Origin of the sequence: Acidovorax sp., from assembly GCF_027492855.1 — a bacterium.
Lineage (GTDB): Bacteria > Pseudomonadota > Gammaproteobacteria > Burkholderiales > Burkholderiaceae_C > Acidovorax.
Genome location: NZ_JAPUDY010000077.1, coordinates 38108 through 57083, shown reverse-complemented (window position 1 = coordinate 57083; position 18976 = coordinate 38108). Strand labels below are relative to the sequence as shown.

15 protein-coding genes are annotated in these 18976 nt (G+C 67.3%); 9 read left to right on the top strand and 6 right to left on the bottom strand.

The features are described from left to right. A partial coding sequence (locus tag Q0105_RS15575; RefSeq protein ID WP_298213046.1) for a YgiQ family radical SAM protein occupies nt 1–1856 on the bottom strand: 1856 nt, incomplete at its 3' end. Between the two features lie 187 nt (nt 1857–2043). Between Q0105_RS15575 and Q0105_RS15570 the strand changes: the two genes are divergently transcribed. After that, on the top strand, nt 2044–3006 hold the full coding sequence (locus Q0105_RS15570; RefSeq protein WP_298213045.1) for a helix-turn-helix domain-containing GNAT family N-acetyltransferase: 963 nt from the start codon (nt 2044–2046) through the stop codon (nt 3004–3006). A gap of 21 nt (nt 3007–3027) precedes the next feature. On the opposite strand, the gene Q0105_RS15565 is transcribed toward Q0105_RS15570, so the two are convergent. Next, complete coding sequence (locus Q0105_RS15565; RefSeq protein WP_298213044.1) at nt 3028–3219, bottom strand: hypothetical protein; 192 nt, start codon at nt 3217–3219, stop codon at nt 3028–3030. A 177-nt stretch (nt 3220–3396) separates the two neighbouring features. Next, the gene (locus Q0105_RS15560; protein ID WP_298213043.1) at nt 3397–4437 is read right to left on the bottom strand and encodes an AraC family transcriptional regulator; all 1041 of its coding nucleotides are present in this window, start codon (nt 4435–4437) and stop codon (nt 3397–3399) included. Nucleotides 4438–4502: 65 nt separating this feature from the next. Here Q0105_RS15560 and Q0105_RS15555 point away from each other — a divergent pair, with 65 nt between their 5' ends. The 6 genes from Q0105_RS15555 (at nt 4503) to Q0105_RS15530 (ending at nt 11864) form a co-directional block, all read left to right on the top strand. After that, nucleotides 4503–6122, top strand: coding sequence for an FAD-binding oxidoreductase (locus Q0105_RS15555; protein WP_298213042.1), 1620 nt, complete (start codon nt 4503–4505; stop codon nt 6120–6122). After that, nucleotides 6119–7702, top strand: coding sequence for a glycerol-3-phosphate dehydrogenase/oxidase (locus Q0105_RS15550; RefSeq protein WP_298213041.1), 1584 nt, complete (start codon nt 6119–6121; stop codon nt 7700–7702). Before Q0105_RS15555 ends, Q0105_RS15550 begins: the two co-directional genes overlap by 4 nt. A 213-nt stretch (nt 7703–7915) precedes the next feature. Continuing rightward, nucleotides 7916–9478 carry an FGGY-family carbohydrate kinase gene (locus Q0105_RS15545; protein ID WP_298213040.1) on the top strand — a complete coding sequence of 521 codons (1563 nt, stop codon included), beginning with the start codon at nt 7916–7918 and terminating at the stop codon, nt 9476–9478. A gap of 22 nt (nt 9479–9500) precedes the next feature. Beyond that, complete coding sequence (locus Q0105_RS15540; RefSeq protein WP_298213039.1) at nt 9501–10853, top strand: hypothetical protein; 1353 nt, start codon at nt 9501–9503, stop codon at nt 10851–10853. Nucleotides 10854–10865: 12 nt separating this feature from the next. Further along, nucleotides 10866–11459, top strand: a complete 594-nt coding sequence (locus tag Q0105_RS15535) for a YigZ family protein (protein ID WP_298213038.1) — start codon at nt 10866–10868, stop codon at nt 11457–11459. A 189-nt stretch (nt 11460–11648) separates the two neighbouring features. After that, complete coding sequence (locus tag Q0105_RS15530) at nt 11649–11864, top strand: YjfB family protein (protein ID WP_298213037.1); 216 nt, start codon at nt 11649–11651, stop codon at nt 11862–11864. A gap of 25 nt (nt 11865–11889) precedes the next feature. On the opposite strand, the gene Q0105_RS15525 is transcribed toward Q0105_RS15530, so the two are convergent. Continuing rightward, nucleotides 11890–13029 (bottom strand): FAD-dependent oxidoreductase, encoded by a 1140-nt coding sequence (locus Q0105_RS15525; RefSeq protein ID WP_298213036.1) that lies wholly within the window; start codon nt 13027–13029, stop codon nt 11890–11892. A 468-nt stretch (nt 13030–13497) separates the two neighbouring features. Beyond that, nucleotides 13498–14538 carry an AraC family transcriptional regulator gene (locus Q0105_RS15520; protein WP_298213035.1) on the bottom strand — a complete coding sequence of 347 codons (1041 nt, stop codon included), beginning with the start codon at nt 14536–14538 and terminating at the stop codon, nt 13498–13500. Between the two features lie 122 nt (nt 14539–14660). Between Q0105_RS15520 and Q0105_RS15515 the strand changes: the two genes are divergently transcribed. After that, a complete protein-coding gene (locus tag Q0105_RS15515) occupies nt 14661–16673 on the top strand; it encodes a TonB-dependent receptor (protein ID WP_298213034.1) in 2013 nt (670 codons plus the stop codon). A gap of 15 nt (nt 16674–16688) precedes the next feature. On the opposite strand, the gene Q0105_RS15510 is transcribed toward Q0105_RS15515, so the two are convergent. Next, a complete protein-coding gene (locus tag Q0105_RS15510) occupies nt 16689–17594 on the bottom strand; it encodes a LysR family transcriptional regulator (protein ID WP_298213033.1) in 906 nt (301 codons plus the stop codon). A gap of 154 nt (nt 17595–17748) precedes the next feature. Between Q0105_RS15510 and Q0105_RS15505 the strand changes: the two genes are divergently transcribed. Further along, nucleotides 17749–18777, top strand: a complete 1029-nt coding sequence (locus tag Q0105_RS15505; protein WP_298213032.1) for an aldo/keto reductase — start codon at nt 17749–17751, stop codon at nt 18775–18777. Nucleotides 18778–18976: the final 199 nt, after the last annotated feature.

Genomic DNA, 18976 nt, shown 5'->3' with positions numbered 1-18976 from the left:
GCGATGAAGTACGGGATCAGGAACTGCTTCTTGCCCGCCTCTTCGCTGAACTTCTCAAACATCTGCTTGAAGCGGTCGTAGCTGCCGATGCCGGGCTTCATCATCTTGGTGAGCGGGCCCTGCTCGGTGTGTTCGGGCGCGATCTTGAGGTAGCCGCCCACGTGGTGCTGCACCAGCTCCTTCACGTACTCTGGCGACTTCACGGCCAGGTCGTAGCGCAGGCCCGAGCCGATCAGGATCTTCTTGATGCCCTTCAAGGCGCGGCCACGGCGGTAGATCTTGATCAGCGGGCCGTGGTCGGTGGTGAGGTTCTGGCAGATGCCGGGGTACACGCAGCTCGGTTTGCGGCAGGCGGCTTCGATCTCGGGCGAGCGGCAGCCCAGGCGGTACATGTTGGCCGTGGGGCCGCCCAGGTCGCTGATGGTGCCGGTGAAGCCCTTGACCTTGTCGCGGATGTCCTCGATCTCCTGGATGATGGAATCCTCGGAGCGGCTCTGGATGATGCGGCCTTCGTGTTCGGTGATGGAGCAGAAGGTGCAGCCGCCAAAGCAGCCGCGCATGATGTTGATCGAGAACCGGATCATCTCCCACGCAGGGATTTTGGTGGCGCCGTCGTGGCTGCCGTTCTCGTCGGCGTAGCTCGGGTGCGGGCCGCGTGCGTAGCTCAGGTCGAACACGTGGTCCATCTCGGCCGTGGTGAGCGGGATTGGGGGCGGGTTGATCCACACGTCGCGCGCGGTCACGCCCTCGCCGTGGGCCTGCACCAGGGCGCGGGCGTTGCCGGGGTTGGTCTCCAGGTGCAGCACGCGGTTGGCGTGGGCATAAAGCACCGGGTCGCTTTTCACCTGCTCGTAGCTGGGCAGGCGGATCACGCTCTTGTCGCGCGGCGGCACCTTGAGCTTGACCTTGAGCGCCGGGTTGGCCACGAACTGGATGGGTGCGATGGCAGGATTGGCGTCATTTTGGCCGCTAGCGCCCGTTCCACAAGCGCTGGCAGCTCCTGATTCAGGAGCGCCGTCCTCTTTGCTGCAGGTGCTGCCTTGCGCGGCGGCCTGCTCGCTGGTCGTCATGTAGGGGTTGATGTGGGCCTCGACACGACCCGGCTCGTCCACGCTGGTGGAGTCGATCTCGAACCAGCCCTTGCCGCTTTCGTCGTCGGGCCGGCGCACAAAGGCCGTGCCGCGCACGTCGGTGATCTTTTCGATCGGCTCGCGCGCTGCGATGCGGTGGGCCACCTCGACCAGCGCGCGCTCGGCGTTGCCGTACAGCAGCAGGTCGCACTTGGCGTCCACCACGATGGAGCGGCGCACCTTGTCGCTCCAGTAGTCGTAGTGCGCAATGCGGCGCAGGCTGCCTTCGATGCCGCCCAGCACGATCGGCACGTCCTTGAACGCTTCGCGGCAGCGCTGGCTGTAGACGATGGCGGCGCGGTCGGGGCGCTTGCCGCCGATGTCGCCGGGGGTGTAGGCATCGTCGCTGCGGATCTTGCGGTCGGCGGTGTATCGGTTGATCATCGAATCCATGTTGCCCGCCGTCACGCCCCAGAACAGGTTGGGCTTGCCCAGCGCCTTGAAGGGCTCGGCGCTTTGCCAGTCGGGCTGGGCGATGATGCCCACGCGAAAGCCCTGGGCCTCCAGCGTGCGGCCGATCACGGCCATGCCGAAGCTCGGGTGGTCAATGTAGGCGTCGCCCGTGACCAGCACGATGTCGCAGCTGTCCCAGCCCAGTTTTTCCATCTCGGCGCGGCTCATCGGCAAAAACGGGGCCGTGCCAAAGCGCTTGGCCCAGTACGGGCGGTAGCTGGTCAATGGCTTTGCGGCGCGCGCAAAAAAGGAGACGTCAACGGGGGCGTTCATGCAATGGGGGTCGCAGCCGGCCCCTGTGCGATGGGGGCCTCGTGGGGCGCGAGTGGTGATTAACCCTCGATTTTACGTTGGCAAGCGTTTTTTGTCGCATTCGGACACTTGCCCCTCAACATTGCAGGTTTGATCAAGGTCAAGCATATACTTGCCTTTGTCAATTAACTAACTGACAAAGGCATCCATGAACACCGCCACTTTGGAATCCCCAGCCGCAACACCCGTCCCTGCCAGCGCCGTGAAGGCGGTGCGCCGCTTCAACCGCTTTTTTACCCGCCGCGTGGGCGTGCTCGACCCGTACCTGGGCAGCAAGCTGTCGCTGACCGACGTGCGCGTGCTTTATGAACTGGCCCACCGCGAGGCCCCCGTGGCCAGCGAACTGGCGCGTGAGCTGGGCCTGGACGGTGGCTACGTGAGCCGCATCCTGCGCCGGTTTGAGCTGGCGGGGTGGATCAGCCGCAGCGCCAGCGTGCATGACGCCCGGCAAAGCGTGCTGGCCCTCACGCCAGCGGGGCGTGAGGCATTCGAGCCGCTGCAGCAGCGCTCGCGCGATGAAGCCGCCGCCCTGCTCGCCCCCCTGCCCCCGGCACGCCGCCAGGAAGTGGTGGACGCCATGGAACGCATCGAAACCTTACTAGACACGGCCCCTGGCGCAGGCACCGCCCCCCGCATGGCCGTGCTGCGCGACCCCTTGCCCGGCGACATAGGCTGGGTGGTGCAGCAGCATGGTGAGATTTATTGGCGCGAGTACGGCTGGGACCGCCGTTTCGAGGCCCTGGTGGCCGACATTGCCGCGCAGTTCTTGCGCAAGTTCCAGCCCGACTGGGAGAAGGCCTGGATCGCCGAGCTGGACGGCGAGCGGGTGGGTGCCGTTTTTGTGGTGCGCAAATCTGCCACCACGGCGCAGTTGCGTATGCTGATCCTCGCCCCCAAGGCACGCGGACTGGGCCTGGGCGCGCGGCTGACCGATGAGTGCCTGGCCTTTGCCCGCGCCAAGGGCTACAAGAAGATGGTGCTGTGGACCAACAACTGCCTCACCACAGCCCGTGGCATCTACGCCCAACGCGGCTTTCGGCTCACCCAATCAGAGCCCTACGATGGGTTTGGCCAGAACCTGGTGAGTGAAACCTGGGAGCTCAAGCTGTAGTTTTGCGCCTTGCGCGCCCACCTACCACTCGCCCACTTCGCGCACACGCTGGGCCAGGTCGGGCATGGCGTCGTCGTCCATGGCAGGTGGCGCCAGTGCTGGCGCATCCATCGCTTCGCCAGCGTCCAGCGAATCCGACCGGGGCATGAACCGGCCAAAAAAATGGCGTTCAGGGCTTGTGGGCGACAGGGCAGAAAACGGTGTGGCAAACATGGCAATTCCTTCCGTGGGCGTGTCTGACAGCGTAGGGGCCTGCACAGAACCCTAATGTAGGAAAGCAGCGCATACCAGCGTGTGACAGAACGCACATTTGTCAGCACTGTCTCTTCGCAGACACAGATTCGGCGCCCGGCCATGGCAAAAATCACGGCCCGCGCGCAATACACGCGCTCAGCCCACAGCCCGCGCCTGCACCCGGTATTGCCCTGGCCCCTGGCCCTGCCACTGTTTGAAGGCGTGGTGGAACGCGGTGGGCTCCTGGTAGCCCAGCAGATAACCCACCTCGGCAATGGGCATGGCCGAGGTGGAAAGGTAGTGGCAGGCCAGCTCGTGCCGTGTGGCGTCCAGCAGCGCCTGGTAGGCCACACCCGCCTCGGCCAGGCGGCGTTGCAGGGTGCGGGCTGACAGATTCAGATCTCGCGCCACGTCGGCCAGCTTGACGGCGCCGCGCCCCAGACGGCCCGAGATGCTCTGGCGCACCTGGGCCACGGTGCCGCTCTCACGCGGATAACGTGCCTGCAGCAATTCATTGGCATGGCGCTGCAACAGCGGCAGAAGGGCCTTGTTGGCCTGCGGTATCGGCAGGTCGAGCAACACCGCCGGGAAGATGGCGCGGTGCGCCGCACAACCCCAGCGCACCTGGGCGCCACTGGCCTGGCCGATGGCCCGCGCCGTGGCAGCGTCCCTGCGGTGCATGAACTCCAACTCGAACCCCGCGATCGGCTGGCCCACCAACCACTGCGCACAGGTCAGGATGCCCGCGAACACCGACTCGACCAGCGCATCGGCCGCCGGGTGGCCCGGCCAGTCGTTGCGCCAGGTGTATTCCACCGTGTCGCCATGGCGCATGAAGGCCGAGCGCCCCAGGTCGTGCACCAGCGATTCGAAGCACAGCACCTGGGCCAGCGCCTCGCCCAGCGTGGGGCAGGCCAACAGCAGGATGCCGTTGACGCCGTAGGTGGTGGGCTTGACGCAGCCGCCCAGGCGCCAGCCAAAGCCCGGCCCCGCATGGGCCAGCGCCTGCTGCAGCAGCGCCAGGTAGGCGGGCACGGGCACGTCCTCCTCGCCCGGTGCGTCCCGGCCCAGCGCCTGCGCCAGCGCGGCCTGCGGCACGCCCTCGGCGCGCGCGGCGTCCCACAGCGTGCGCGCATAGGGCGCCACGACGCGGGGTGGCGGCGTGTTTGGCGTGATCGAACAATCGGTTGGCGGCATTGCGGAATGGCAAACGGGCGGCCCGCACCTACAGTGGCGCGAAAACCGATAGGGAGTATGCATTCATGCGGCGATGGAACGGCTGGGGCGACGACTCCACTTCGATGAACCTGGGCGACGGCGCCCGCGCCATGCTGGCCCGGCGCCTGGGACCGGGGCGGCCAGGGCAGGATGCCCGGCGCGAAGACCTGCTGGCGCGCATTCCGGCTTCGCGCCTGCCTGAGCATCCGCTGATTGAGCGCGATGCCTCGGCGCGCCTGGCCATGGCGCTGGGCGAGAGCTATGCCGACTGGATCAAGAAGCGCTTCGGCGCGCTGCCCCCGGTGCCCGATGGCGTGGCCTACCCCGAATCGGCCGAGCAGGTGCGCGCGCTGCTGGACCTGGCGCACACAGAGCACTGGGTGGTGATCCCGTTCGCAGGCGGCACCAGCGTGGCGGGCCACCTCGACTGCCCACTGGGCGAGCGGCCCATCCTCTCGGTCAACCTCACGCGCATGAACCGGCTGCTGCACTTGGACAAAACCAGCCAGCTCGCCACCTTCGGCGCAGGCACGCCAGGGCCGCTGGTCGAGTCGCAACTACGCGCCCAGGGCTACACGCTGGGGCATTTTCCGCAGTCGTTTGAATATTCCACCGTGGGCGGCTGGGTGGTCACGCGCTCCAGCGGCCAGCAGTCGCTGCGCTACGGGCGTATCGAACAGCTCTTTGCGGGTGGCCGCATGGAAACACCCGTGGGCCCGCTGGTGCTGCCCACCCTGCCCGCCTCCAGCGCGGGGCCTGATTTGCGCGAACTGGTGCTCGGCTCGGAGGGGCGCTTTGGCATCCTCACCGAGGCCACGGTGCGCGTCTCTCCGCTGCCCGGGCACGAGAGCTTTCACGCCCTCTTCCTGCCCGACTGGGACAGCGCCGAGGCCGCCGTGCGCACGCTGGTGCAGCAGCGGCTGCCGCTGTCGATGCTGCGGCTGTCCAACGCCGTGGAGACCGAAACCAACCTCGCGCTGACTGGGCACGAGCGGCTGATCGGCCTGATGGAGCGCTACCTCGCCTGGCGCGGCTGCGCCGAAGGCAAATGCCTCTTGATGCTGGGCGTGACCGCCGACCCGGCCACCGCGCGCCATGCGCTGCGCGAGGCCCGGCGCACGCTGGCGCGCCACGGCGCCGTCTACATCGGCCCCGCCATGGGCAGCAAATGGGCGGCCAACCGCTTCAAAGGCCCTTACCTGCGCAACACGCTGTGGGAGCTGGGCTACAGCGTGGACACCATCGAGACGGCGGTGGACTGGCCCCAGGTGAAGCCGCTGATGCACGCCATGGAGCAGGCCGCGCGCGACGTGTTCGCGCCGTATGGCGAGCCGGTGCACGCCTTCACGCACCTCTCGCATGTGTACCCACAGGGCAGCAGCATTTACGCGCAATACGTCTGGCCCACCGCGCCGGGCGGCTTTGCGCCCAACTTCGAGCGCTGGCAACAACTGAAACGCGCCGTGGCCGCGCAGATTGCCGCGCACGGCGGCACCGTGAGCCACCAGCACGGCGTGGGGCGCGACCACGCCACGCACCTGGTGGACGAAAAAGGCCCGCTGGGCATGGCCACGCTGGCCGGGCTGTGCCGCCATTTCGACCCGCACGGGATCATGAACCCCGGCAAGCTGCTGCAGGACGGCGGCCCGTGGGCGGATGCATGACCCCCCGCACCGAAGCACTGGCGCGGCTGCAAGCGCAGGAGTGGGATCTTGTCGTCATCGGCGGGGGCATCACCGGCGCGGGTGTGGCGCAGCAGGCAGCGCGCCAGGGCTGGAGCGTGCTGCTGGTGGAGCAGCGCGACTTTGCCTGGGGCACGTCCAGCCGCTCGTCCAAGCTGGTGCACGGCGGCCTGCGTTACCTGAAGGAAGGCGACCTCAAGACCACACTGCACTCGGTGCGCGAGCGCAACCGCCTGTTGCGCGAGGCCCCGGGCCTGGTGGAGCCGCAGAGCTTTCTGTTTGCCGACTGCCCCGGCCGCAAGCCCGGGCGCTGGCTGATGCAGACCGGCCTCATGGTGTACGACCTCATGGCCGGAAACCATCGTTTGCGGGGCCGCCACTTCCATGCCGACCTGACCGCCACACACATGCTCGCACCCGGCCTGGCGCCGCTCGGCCTGCGCGGCGCGCTGGTGTTCCAGGACGCCAAGACCGACGACGCCCGCCTGGTCTGGCGCGTGCTGCAGGAGGCGCGGCTTGACGGCGCCCTCACGCTCAACTACCTGGCGGTACGCGAATTGCAGCTAGAAAACGGCTGCGTTGTGGGCCTGGGCCTGCAAGACGCCCTGGACGGGCGCAGCTACGCGGTGCGCGCGCGCTGCGTGGTCAACGCCACCGGCGCCTGGGCCGACCGGCTGCGCGCTGGTGTGGGCGGTGCACCCCTGCTGCGCCCGCTGCGCGGCAGCCACCTCGTCGTGCCGTTCTGGCGCCTGCCGGTGGCGCAGAGCATCAGCTTCATGCACCCGCGCGACGGCCGCCCGGTCTTCCTCTACCCGTGGGAGGGCGCCACGCTGGTCGGCACCACCGACCTCGACCACTGCGCCCCACTCGACACCGAAGCCAGCATCACCGCTGCAGAGGTGGGCTACCTGGTAGAGGCCGTGAACGACCAGTTCCCCGGCGCCCACCTGACCCCGGCGGACGCCACCGCCTGCTACGCCGGTGTGCGCCCGGTGCTGGCCGACGGCCAGAAAGATGCCTCCAAGGCCACGCGCGACCATGTGGTGCGCGACGAGTCGGGCCTCATCACGCTGACCGGCGGCAAGCTCACCACCTTTCGCCTGATGGCGCAGGATGCGCTGGCCCTGGCCGCGCCGCATGTGGGCCAACCGTTTGCGCGCAACGATGCGCCCCTGTTCACCCCCGCCACCGCCCCGAACCCGCGCTGGAGCCCCGCCGTGCGCCAGCGCCTGCAGGCGCGCTACGGCAGCCTGGCCGCCGACCTGTGCGCCGGTGCGCGTGCTGAAGACCTGGAGAGCATTCCCCGCACACAAACGCTGTGGATCGAATTGGCCCTGGCCGCCCGCCACGAGGCTGTGGAACACCTGGACGACCTGCTGCTGCGCCGCACGCGGCTGGGCATTTTGCTGCCACACGGCGCGCTGGCACTGCTGCCGCGCATCCGCCCGCTGTGCGCACCACACCTGGGCTGGAGCGACACCCGCTGGGACGAGGAAACCGCCCGCTACCGCAACCTGGTCGCCACACACTACCAGCTACCGAATATGCATAAAAAAGCCTGACTATGCCCATACCTCAGACACACACTCCTCCATCCGTTCGGGCTGAGCTTGTCGAAGCCAGGGCCTGCCGCGTGCGTGCAAGGCTTCGACAGGCTCAGCCCGAACGGGGTTGTGGGTGTGCCGCCCGAGGGCAGTCACCCATCAGGAATTAAGGCACCTAGCGCTTATCCATCAAGCGCTAACAGCTATAACAATAATAGCAACGGAGACCCCATGACCCCACCCTACCTGCTCGCCATCGACAACGGCACGCAGAGCGTGCGCGCACTGTTGTTCGACCTGCACGGCAACCTGGTGGACAAGGCGCAGGTTGCCATTGACACCTACCGCTCGCCCGAGCCGGGCTGGATGGAGAACGACCCCGAGGCCTTCTGGCAGACCCTGTGCCAGGCCTGCCAGCGCCTGTGGGCCAGCACCTCGGTGCCCAAGGAGTCCATCGCCGGGGTCGTGGTCACCACGCAGCGTGGCACCACGGTGTCGCTTGATGCCGACGGGCAGCCGCTGCGCCCCTCGATGATCTGGCTGGACCAGCGCCGCGCCGAGCATGCCCCGCGCCTGCCTTGGTGGTGGGAGGCAGCGTTTGCCGCCATCGGCATGCGCGATACCGTGCGCCACTTCCAGCGCGAGGCCGAGGCCAACTGGATCGCCCAGCACCAGCCCGAACTGTGGGCGCGCACCGACAAGTTTTTGTTGCTCTCGGGCTACCTGCACCACCGGCTCACGGGGCGCTTTGTCGATTCGGTGGCCTCGCAGGTGGGCTATGTGCCGTTCGACTACAAAAAGGGCCGCTGGGCGCCACCGCACGACTGGAAGTGGCACGCCCTGCCCATCCGCCCCGCCATGCTGCCCGAGCTGGTGCCAGCGGGCACCGTGATCGGCGAGGTGAGCGCGCAGGCCGCGCGCGAGACGGGCATTCCCGCCGGGCTGAAAGTGGTGGCGGGCGCGGCCGACAAGGCCTGTGAGGTGATCGGCGCGGGCTGCCTCACGCCCGAAATCGCCTGCCTCTCCTACGGCACGGCCGCCACCATCAACACCACCACGCCGCGTTACCTGGAGGCCACGCCCTTCATCCCGCCCTACCAGGCGGCCGTGCCGGGGCACTACAACACCGAGGTGCAGATCACGCGCGGCTTCTGGATGGTGAGCTGGTTCAAGGAACAGTTCGGCCAGCACGAGCAATTGCTGGCGCTGGAGCGTGGCGTGTCGCCCGAAAGTTTGTTCGATGCACTGGTCAACGCCGTGCCGCCCGGCGCGCAGGGCCTGATGCTGCAGCCCTTCTGGAACCCCGGCATCAAGGTGCCCGGCCCCGAGGCCAAGGGCGCCGTGATCGGCTTTGGCGACGTGCACACCCGCGCCCACCTCTACCGCGCCATCCTCGAAGGCCTGGCCTACGCGCTGCGCGAAGCCAAGGAGCGCATCGAAAAACGCGGCGGCGCGCCCATAGAGCGCGTGCGTGTGTCGGGCGGCGGCTCACAAAGCGACGCGGCCATGCAGATCACCGCCAACATCTTCAACCTGCCCTGCGAGCGGCCGCACCTGTACGAGACCAGCGGCCTGGGCGCGGCCATCATCGCCAGCGTGGGCCTGGGGCTACACCCCGACTTCGCCACCGCCGTGCGCGCCATGGCACGCATCGGTCAGGTGTTCGAGCCCGAGCCCGAGCACGCCCGCACCTACGAGCAGCTCTACCGGCGCGTGTACTGCCGCATGTACGAGCGCCTGCAGCCGCTGTACCGCGACATCCGCGCCATCACCGGCTACCCTTCGCACGATTGATCCGCAAAGCACAATCTCCCCCATGAAACGCCTTCTTCTTGCCGCCCTGCTCACCCTGTGCGCCACCAGCCCCGCATGGGCCTGGAGCAACCATGCCATGGCCACGTACCGCGCCTTCGAGGCCATGCCCGAGGTGGCCCAGGCCACACCGGTAGCCGCCGAACCGTTGGAAGACTTTCTGCGCGCGCAGGCCGCCCCCATCGAGGCATTGCTCGCCAGCGAGGAAGCCTGGGCCCAGGCCCACATCGCGCACTACCCGCCGCTGCCCGCTGCCCTGCGTTTTCGGGCGCAGGTGGCGCAACAAAGCCCCGAGGCACTGCGCAAGGCCTTCCTGGCGGCGCTGCGCGTCTCGCCCGAAAGCCGCCTGGCGCTCTATGTCCAGCCCGACCCCAGGGCGCCAGCCCCTGCCCCCGCGTCACTGCTGGAGCACGATGTGGTCAACGCCCTGCCCGCGCGCAATAAGGACGGCGGCGGTCATGTCTATGTGCGCCTTAAAGCAGGCGACAAGGTGGCGCCGCTGGCCGTGCTCGCCTCGGCCAGCGACGAGCCCGACTACGGGATGGACCTCAACCTCTGGGAGGACAGCCCCTCGGACTGGGGCACCACCTACGGCTTTGGCAAACTGCCATTCGGCAACCCCAGCCTGAGCTTCTCGACCCAGGCGCCCTTCCACATGGGCTACTACCACGAGCAGCCCGTCATCTACATGGCGGCGGGCTTTCTCAAGCGCACCTACCCGCTGCTGCGCATCCACCAATACGCCAGCCTGTCCGAGCTGGCCTTCCGCACGGGCCACGCCTACTGGGGCTGGCGCTTTGCCGGGCTGGCGCTGCACTACCTGCAGGACCTGACCCAGCCCTACCACGCCAGCCTGGCGCCCGACTTCTCGGCGGCACGGCTTATTGGCATCAACCTGTTGTCCATGCTGGGCATGCCGGGTGCCAAGGACGACATGGTGGTCCTGCTGTCCAACCGCCACTTCGTGCTGGAGCGCTACGAGAGCCAGATGATCAAGGCCGCTGCCCAGGCCCGCCAGGACGGCGCTGTGGACCAGGCCCTGCGCGACACCAGCACCGACGCGGGCTACCCCCGCTGGAACGCCGAGTACGCACGCGACACCGTGGCGCGCCAGGCCCACGGCCTGGGCACCGCCGTCACCGACCGCATGCTGGCCACCGTGCCCACGGGCTACGTCAACGACCCCCGCTTTGACTTCGGCGTCCAGGCGGGCACCATCGACCTCATGGCCGAAATCGCTCGCCAGGGCGACGCGCCCCGCACCGCGCTGGAGGCCGACATCGCCGCGCTGATGCGCAACTACGGCGCGCACGGCCGCAACATGGTGCGGGGCATTCTGGCGGGCAGCGCGCGGTAAGCTTGGGGGCCCATGCCCCACACTCTGGCCGCCCCCGCGCACAGCGAACTCTTCATCAAAAAAAGCCGCTTCATCGGCTGCGTGCAGCCCATGCCCGACCGCGCCAGCGCCCAGGCCCATGTGGACGCACTCTGGAAGGAGCACCCCGGCGCCGCCCACATCTGCTGGGCGCTGCTGGCGGGCGGCCAATCAGCCGCGGTGGACGACGGCGAACCCGGCGGCACCGCCGGGCGCCCCATGCTCGACGTGCTGCGCCACCAGGACCTGGAAGGCGTGCTCGCCACCGTGGTGCGCTACTTCGGCGGCGTCAAACTAGGCGCGGGCGGCCTGGTGCGCGCCTACACCGACACCATTGCCCAGGCCCTGCTCACCGCGCCCAAGGTAACCCTGCAGCGCATGGCCACGCTGCAATGCCAGGTGCCCTACGCACTGGAAGGACTGGTGCGGCGTGAGGTTGAACTGGTTGGCGCAGAGCTGCTGGACGTGCAACACGGCTCCCTGGTGCACCTACAAATGCGGCTGCCCGAGGCGCAGGCCGCCGCTTTTGTGCAGCGCCTGAACGACAGCGGGCAGGGCCGCGTGGGGTGGATGAAGCACAAGGACTGACGCAGCCCGCGATCAGGCCGCCCCATTCGCCCTGGGCTGATCGAAGGGCTGTTGGCAAAAAGCGCCCTGGCTTCGACGGGCTCAGCCCGAACGGGTTTTGGGAAGGCACACGAGTCATCAGGCAGATGTAACACCCCTCAAGCCCGCCGCCCGAATGCCGATAACAGGGCACTACCCGAAGGAATCGCCATGGACGTCGCCCTCGCCAACAGCATCGTCAGCACCGCCACCCACCTGGCCAGCGCCAAAACGTCGGACGCGCTGAACATGGTGGTGCTGAAAAAGGCGCTCGACATGCAGGCCGCATCGGCCGCCACCATGCTCGACGCCATGCAGCAATCCATGCCCCAGCCTGCGCTGGCTACCAGCGGCACCTTGGGCACCCAGGTCAACACCTTCGCCTGATTCGCCCCCAGCGCAAACCATTCCGTCAGCGAAAACGCGCAGGCGACAGCCCCTCCGGCACCACGCCCTCGCGCACCAATCCATCAGCCAGCGGCTCGCCCCGCAGCAGGTTGCGCGCCAGCAGCGACGCACCCGCCGCACTCTGAATCCCATAGCCGCCCTGCCCGGCCAACCAGAAAAAGCCGGGCACATGGTTGTCCCAGCCAATCACCATGTCGCCATCGGGCACGAACGAACGCAGCCCGGCCCAAGTGTGGGATGGGCGGCGAATCTGGAACCGGGTCATTTCCTCGATGTGATAGATCCCGGTGGCCACGTCCAACTCCTCGGGCACCACGTCGTGCGGGTGCGTGGGGTCGGCATTGGCGGGTGAGCCCAGCAGTTGGCCCGCGTCGGGCTTGAAGTAAAAGCTCTCGTCGATGCTGATCACCGCAGGCCAGTGGGTGGCGTCCATGCCCTCGGGCACGGCAAAGGTGAAGGCCGTGCGCCTGCGCGGTTCCAGCCCGACGGGCGGCACGCCCGCCAGGCCCGCCACCACATCGGCCCAGGCGCCCGCCGCATTCACAACAGCCTTTGCCTGCAACGCGCGGCCATCGGCCAGCGTCACCTGCCAGCCGTCTCCCTGGCGCTGCAGGGCCATGACTTCGGCATTCACCAACACCTGGCCGCCGCGCTGGCGCAGCCCGCGCAGGTAGCCCTGGTGCAGCGTGTTCACGTCGATATCGGCCGCCTCGGGCTCGCTCATGCCTGCCGCCACGGCCTCGGGTTTCAGAAAGGGCAGCCGGGCCAGCAACGCAGCCTGCTCCACCCATTCCACATTGGAAGCGGCAGCGCGGGCTTCGTCATAAGCCTGCTTCAACATGCCAAGCTGGTCGGGCCCGGCCACATAGACCGCACCGCGCGGCGAGAGGATGGGGTCCGCCCCGAACTCGGGCGGCGGCGCGTCGTAGAACCTGCGGCTCGCACGGGTCAGCGCCTGGATGTTGGGCGTGCCATAGGTCGCCATGTACAGCGCCGCCGATCGGCCCGTGGTGTGGTAGCCGGGCTGCGATTCGCGCTCCAGCAGCAACACACGAGTGCCCAGCGCGCCATCGGCCAGCTGCCACGCCACCGAGGCACCGGCAATGCCCGCGCCGATCACGATGTAGTCCGCTGCTGATTCCATTCTTGCTCTCCTTGCACTCAATTCGCCAAAACGCCTGCATTCGGTTTACAACAACCCACGAGCGCTCACGAATACAAAAGGGTGAGAACACCCCAGGTCGCCACCAACAGGACAGCCCCCACCAATCGCACCATTTCCAATGGTCCACGGCGATTGAAAAAACCCGCTGCCCACGTCCTCAATGGATGTTGTTGAGGCAAAAACCATCGCCCTGCGAGCATCAATGACACCACAACAACGAGGCCGACAATCACAACCAGGAGGTTGGTGGCAGCAGACGGATTCACGGAGTAGCCCTTCCTATGGCGGTGTTAGCGGCGAGACAGCAAACAAAGTGCGCCAAAAAACTATGCACAGGCTAACAGAAGCCCTATTAACCACTTCATGCATATTCCCTCTCAAAGAATATGAACAAAAATGACCTCTAGCGCTTATCCACAAATCGCTAGCAGCTATCATTTTTGACTATCAGCGCTTGGCCCGCAGGTTGCGCGGCGCAAAGCCGAACAGCTTGCGAAAAGCCGTCGCAAAGTTGGCCTGGCTGCGGTAGCCCGCCAACTCTGCGGCCTGGGCAATGGTGAAGCCCTGGGCGGTGATGGCGTCTGCCGCGCGGCGCAGGCGGCTTTCGCGCAGGTAGTCAAAGATGGGTTGGCCAAACGCCTGGCGGAACTGGGTTTGCAGGGTGCTGGTGTTGCAGCCCATGTGCTGGGCAATGGCGTCCATCGCCAAGCCGTCGGCGCCGCCGCTGTCCAGCCAGTCGCGCAGGCGGGCTGCGCGCTGGTGCTCCAGCGGGCGCAGCGCGGTGCCGGGCGCCGGTTCTGCCGCCGCGCTGGTGGCCTCTGGGGTGCTGCCGGGCACCCGCTGCTGCCAATGCGCGAGGGCCTCGATGGCCAGTTCCAACGCCTGCTGCTCCTGGCGCAGGCCGTGCAGCGGGTCGGCCTGCGTGCCTGGGCCGCGCAGCAGTTGCTCGGCCATGCAGACCGCGCGGGGCGAAGGCGTCCAGGTGGCCATCGACAAGTGTGCGCCCCGGCCCAGGTGGGCCAGGCCAGCGCGCTGCAGCCAGTGTGGCATCAACGTCAGCACCAGCATGCGCTCGTGCGACGTGGCACGGCAACGGTGCTCGTACATTGCGGGCTCGCGCAGCGTGATGGCAGCGGCCCGTGGGGCGGCGTCGGGCCCCACCGCCAGCGGCAGAGTTTTCTGGCCGATGCGCAGGCTGCCGCTGCCCTGCAACTTGAGCAAGATTTTGATGCCCTCTTTGGACAACAAAAAGCGGCTGGTCATGTCCCGCAGGTGCACGACGTCCGTGCGGTGCAGGAAAAAGCCGTCCTGCACCTGCACCAGCGACAGCGTGCCATGCAGCGCCTTGCCGCCCGCCGCCTGCTCCGACGCGTCCAGCGTGGAGCCGTCGCCCAGCCGCTCCAGCAGGTTCGCGCTCAATGCGGGCGCTGCCGTGGCCGGGTCGCGCCGGTTCAGGATGGTGGCAAAGGTTTTTGTGGCTGCAAACATATTCCTTGTGTGCGCAAAAAAACGGGTGCGCCGGGGTGTCGATACTAAGCGATATTGATAATTATTCTCAATTGAAACATGAGAGCGCGTGCCCGCCGCGCCCGGATCATCGACACCGTTTTATGCACCACACCACCCCCATCTCGCGCCTTCGCCCTCTGCTTGTGGCACTGCCTGGGCTTTTCGCCACCACACTCGCCCTCTCCCAGACACCCGCCCTGGACACGGTGGACGTGCGCGACAAACTCGTCTCCGACATCACCACTGCCGTCACCAGCCAGGCCGTGCAAGCCACCGCCGCCCGCAGCCTGGGTGAAATGCTGCGCGATGAAACCGCTGTGTCCGTGGGCGGCGGCGCCCCGATTGCGCAAAAACTCTACATCCGGGGCATGGAAGACTCCATGCTCAACACCACGCTGGATGGCGCCTCGCAAAACGGCCGCGCCTTTCATCATCAGTCGCGCCTGCTGATCGACCCCGAGCTGATCCAGCGCGTGGAGATCGACCGGGGCGCCGCCCCCGCCAGCGCCGGGCCGGGCGCCCTCGCAGGCTCCATCCGCATGACCACCAAGGACGCCAAGGATTTGCTGCGCCCCGGGCAGACGCTGGGCGGCACCCTGCGCGGCGGCGTGGCGTCCAACGACGGGCAGCGCGGCGGGGCAACGTTCTACGGCCTGGCCGGTGAGCGGGTGGACTTTTTGCTGTCAGCCAACCGCGACAACAACGATGACTACAAGGCGGGCAACGGCACGCGGCAAACCCACAGTGGCTCCACGCAAAGCAGCGGCCTGGGCAAGATCAACTGGCGCATCGCCCCAGGCCACAAGCTCACGCTGGGCTACCAGGCGGTGCAGGACGAAGGCACGCGCTATCTGCGCCCCAACTTCTGGCAGGCCCAGGGCAACTCGCTCATGCCGCAGAAAACCACACGCGACACCCTCACCGCCACCTACCTGTTCGATGGCTCCGAGCATCTGCCCGCCCTGGAGCTGGGCCTGTTCTCCGACACCATGAAGGTGCAGCGCACCACCACCGCCGCGCAGCCTCAGTTCAACAAGCCGCTGGGCTACCGGTTTGGCGAGAAGATCACGTCTGACGGCTTGAACCTGAAAGCCGCCACCCGCGTGGGCGGCTCCACCGTGCGCTACGGGGCCAATTACCACCGCTTTGCGATGGATGCGGTCAACGCACGCCCGCCCGCCACATCCACCAGCAACGGCCATGAGCACAGCGACGTGAAGGGCCTGTTTGCCGAGGCCAGCGTGCCGCTGTCCGACCAGTGGCTGCTGGGCGCCGGGGCGCGCTACGACTGGTATGGCTACACCGACAACCACAGGCAAAACATCGACAGCAACGGCCTGAGCCCCAATGCATCGCTGACCTTCATGGCCACCGACGCGCTCAGCCTGCGGGCCTCGGCCGGGCGCGCGCTGCGCGGCGCGGGCCTGAAGGAAGCCTTCTACGTGGACAACACCCGCTGGAAGAACGATGCGAACCTGCAGCCCGAAAAAGCCAACAACTTCGAGTTGGGCTTCAACTACACCGACGGCCCCTGGAGCGCCAAGGGCACGGTGTTCAGCCAGCGCATCGGCAATTTCATCACCACCACCACGGGCGCCACCTGGGCCGTCGCCAACGTGGGCACCATGAAATCGCAAGGCTACGAGCTGGGCATGGCCTGGGCGCAAGGCCCCTGGCGCACCAGCCTGGCCGTGGCCAGCGCCAACCCCAAGCTCAACGGCTACGACCTGGGCGACGAGGCCTACGGGCTGGGCGTCTCCACCGGCCGCAGCTGGAACCTGGCCCTGGGCCACCGCCTGGCCGCCTGGAACCTCGACGTGGAATGGGCCGCGCGTTTTGTCGAATCCAAAACAGCCACCGAATACCTCATCTCCGAACGCCGCACCGCCACCAAACGCAAGGCAGGCTTTGGTGTGCACGACCTGTACATCAACTGGCGCCCCCACGGCGACGACCGCCTGCGCGTGACCCTGGGCGTGCGCAACCTGTTCAACAAGGCCTACTACGAACAAGGCAGCTACGCCTATTACGTGGACGCCACCGGCGCCCAAAGTGGGCGGGGCTTTGCCGAGCCGGGGCGCAATGTGCGGGTGGATGTGACCTGGAAGTTCTGAGGGGTCAATGCCCGCTCACACCGGCTGCCCCCGCAGCCAGTCGATCAAGGCGCGCAGGGCCGGGCTGACCTGGTTGCGCCCTGGGTAATACAACGCAAAACCGGGCTCGGCCGGGCACCAATCCGCCAAGGCCTGCACCAGCTGGCCTGCGCGCAGGTGGGGCTGGGCCATGGCCTCGTACACATAGGCCCAGCCTGCGCCCCCCAGCGCGGCGCGCAGGGCCAGGCGCTGGTCGTCCACCGTGAGCGGGCCTTCCACGGCCAGGTCAAAGGCCTGTGCGCCTTCGCCCGCCGTCACAAATTGCCAGCGGTACAGCGCCCCGCTGGGGAAACGCTGCCGCACACAGGGCAACTTCAGCAGATCGTGCGGGGTCTGCGGCACACCCCAGGCCGTGGCCAGCGCAGGGGCGGCCACCACGGCAAACCGCTGCTGCGGCCCCACGGGGACGGCCACCATGTCCTGTGGCAGGGATTCAGGGAAACGGATGCCCGCGTCAAAACCATCACGCACGATGTCCACCAGCCCATCCTGGGTGCATACCTCCAGCGCCACGCCAGGGTAGGCTTTCAAGAAACCGCCCAGCAACGGGCCCAAAAATAGGTCGGCGGCGCTGCGCGGCACGTTGAGCCGGAGGTGGCCCCGGACCTCCTGGCCCCACTGGGTCACATCCGCCAACGCTCCGTCCAGCCCCTGCATGACAGGGCCCAGTTGGGCCAGCAACTGTGTGCCCGCCTGGGTCATGGAAACACTGCGTGTGCTGCGCTGCAGCAGCGGCACGCCCAGCCGCTCTTCCAGCGTGCGCACCGCCTGGCTGACCGAAGACGGCGCGAGGTTCAGCGCCCGGGCTGCCCGCCGAAAACTGCGCCACTCGGCCACGGCCATGAAGGCACGCAGATGCTGGAGATCAGGAGGGGCAGGCATGGAGCGGATTGTTCCACACCCACCGGCCTGTTCAGCACCCCATTGTGCGGCCCAACCGTACAGTGCATTCGTACTTCAGACGCTTGTGGGCCAATGCCCCTCGAAAGAAGATTGGTGCCCTGCCCAAAACCACCGCCCTCTCAGGAGAAACCATATGCCCCAGCCAAACAATGCCCAAAAATTATCACGCCCGCTCGCACACCGGCAGGTCCATCCCCTGGGGCTGGGTTGCATGGGCATGAGCGAGTTTTATGGACAGACGGACGATGCGCAATCGATCGCCACGCTGCATGCGGCCCATGGCCTGGGTGTGAACCACTTCGACACGGCCGATGCCTATGGTTTTGGCCACAACGAGTCCCTGCTGGGCCACTTTCTGAGCGAACTGTCCCCCAGCCAGCGCGCGCAGATCACGGTGGCCACCAAATTCGGCATCGTGCGCGAACCCGGTCGCTACGAACGGCGCATCGACAACTCGCCCGCCTACATCCGCCAGGCATGCGATGCCTCGCTCCGGCGCCTGGGGGTGGAGTGCATCGACCTGTACTACTGCCACCGCCGAGACACCGGCGTGCCCCTGGAGGACCTCATGGGCACGCTGGGGGACTTGGTGCGCACGGGCAAGATTGCAGCGGTGGGCCTGTCCGAGGTCAGCGCCGAAAGCCTGCGCGCCGCCCACGCGCAACACCCGGTGGCGGCCGTGCAAAGCGAATATTCGCTCTGGGAGCGCGGGGCCGAGCAGTCCGTGCTGCCCACCGCACAGGCACTGGGCATTGCCTTTGTGGCCTATAGCCCCTTGGGCCGGGCTTTTTTGACGGACCACCCACCCGTGGTGGAGTCGCTGGCCGATAACGATTTTCGGCGGGCGCTGCCGCGCTTCAACGGCGCGGAAGGCCTGGCCAACCGCAGCCTGCAGCAGGGCCTGGCCGCATTGGCACGGTCAGCCGACCTGCCGGTCACCACACTGGCGCTGGCCTGGCTGCTCAACCGGCATCCCCATGTGTTGCCCATCCCCGGCACCCGGCGCAGCAGCCACCTTCAGCAGAATCTGGCAGCAGCCCAGGCCCAGCTATCCACCGAAACCATGGAGGCGCTCGATGTGCTGTTTGCGCCAGGCCAGGTGGCAGGAGCCCGTTATACAGAGGCAGGTTGGGCAGGCATCGAAGCATCCTCCAGGGCCTGACAACACGGCCGTTCTGGCCCACGGGATACCGCGAAGTTCTGCTTATGCGTACCTAGCCATAGCGGCTACCACAGCCCATAGCAGGCGTTAGCAAAGAAATATCAAGGCCAGGTGCTCAAAAAAATGGAGGCATTCGCCCCGATGACCGAGATACTCGGGACAGGGACATGCGTGCCCGGAAGGGGGTTGTTCGCTGCGC

Bases quoted from the DNA above. Each gene is read 5' to 3' on its own strand.
- Q0105_RS15570 (WP_298213045.1), top strand. From the start codon at position 2,044: ATGAACACCGCCACTTTGGAATCCCCAGCCGCAACACCCGTCCCTGCC.
- Q0105_RS15565 (WP_298213044.1), bottom strand. From the start codon at position 3,219: ATGTTTGCCACACCGTTTTCTGCCCTGTCGCCCACAAGCCCTGAACGC.
- Q0105_RS15560 (WP_298213043.1), bottom strand. From the start codon at position 4,437: ATGCCGCCAACCGATTGTTCGATCACGCCAAACACGCCGCCACCCCGC.
- Q0105_RS15555 (WP_298213042.1), top strand. From the start codon at position 4,503: ATGCGGCGATGGAACGGCTGGGGCGACGACTCCACTTCGATGAACCTG.
- Q0105_RS15550 (WP_298213041.1), top strand. From the start codon at position 6,119: ATGACCCCCCGCACCGAAGCACTGGCGCGGCTGCAAGCGCAGGAGTGG.
- Q0105_RS15545 (WP_298213040.1), top strand. From the start codon at position 7,916: ATGACCCCACCCTACCTGCTCGCCATCGACAACGGCACGCAGAGCGTG.
- Q0105_RS15540 (WP_298213039.1), top strand. From the start codon at position 9,501: ATGAAACGCCTTCTTCTTGCCGCCCTGCTCACCCTGTGCGCCACCAGC.
- Q0105_RS15535 (WP_298213038.1), top strand. From the start codon at position 10,866: ATGCCCCACACTCTGGCCGCCCCCGCGCACAGCGAACTCTTCATCAAA.
- Q0105_RS15530 (WP_298213037.1), top strand. From the start codon at position 11,649: ATGGACGTCGCCCTCGCCAACAGCATCGTCAGCACCGCCACCCACCTG.
- Q0105_RS15525 (WP_298213036.1), bottom strand. From the start codon at position 13,029: ATGGAATCAGCAGCGGACTACATCGTGATCGGCGCGGGCATTGCCGGT.
- Q0105_RS15520 (WP_298213035.1), bottom strand. From the start codon at position 14,538: ATGTTTGCAGCCACAAAAACCTTTGCCACCATCCTGAACCGGCGCGAC.
- Q0105_RS15515 (WP_298213034.1), top strand. From the start codon at position 14,661: ATGCACCACACCACCCCCATCTCGCGCCTTCGCCCTCTGCTTGTGGCA.
- Q0105_RS15510 (WP_298213033.1), bottom strand. From the start codon at position 17,594: ATGCCTGCCCCTCCTGATCTCCAGCATCTGCGTGCCTTCATGGCCGTG.
- Q0105_RS15505 (WP_298213032.1), top strand. From the start codon at position 17,749: ATGCCCCAGCCAAACAATGCCCAAAAATTATCACGCCCGCTCGCACAC.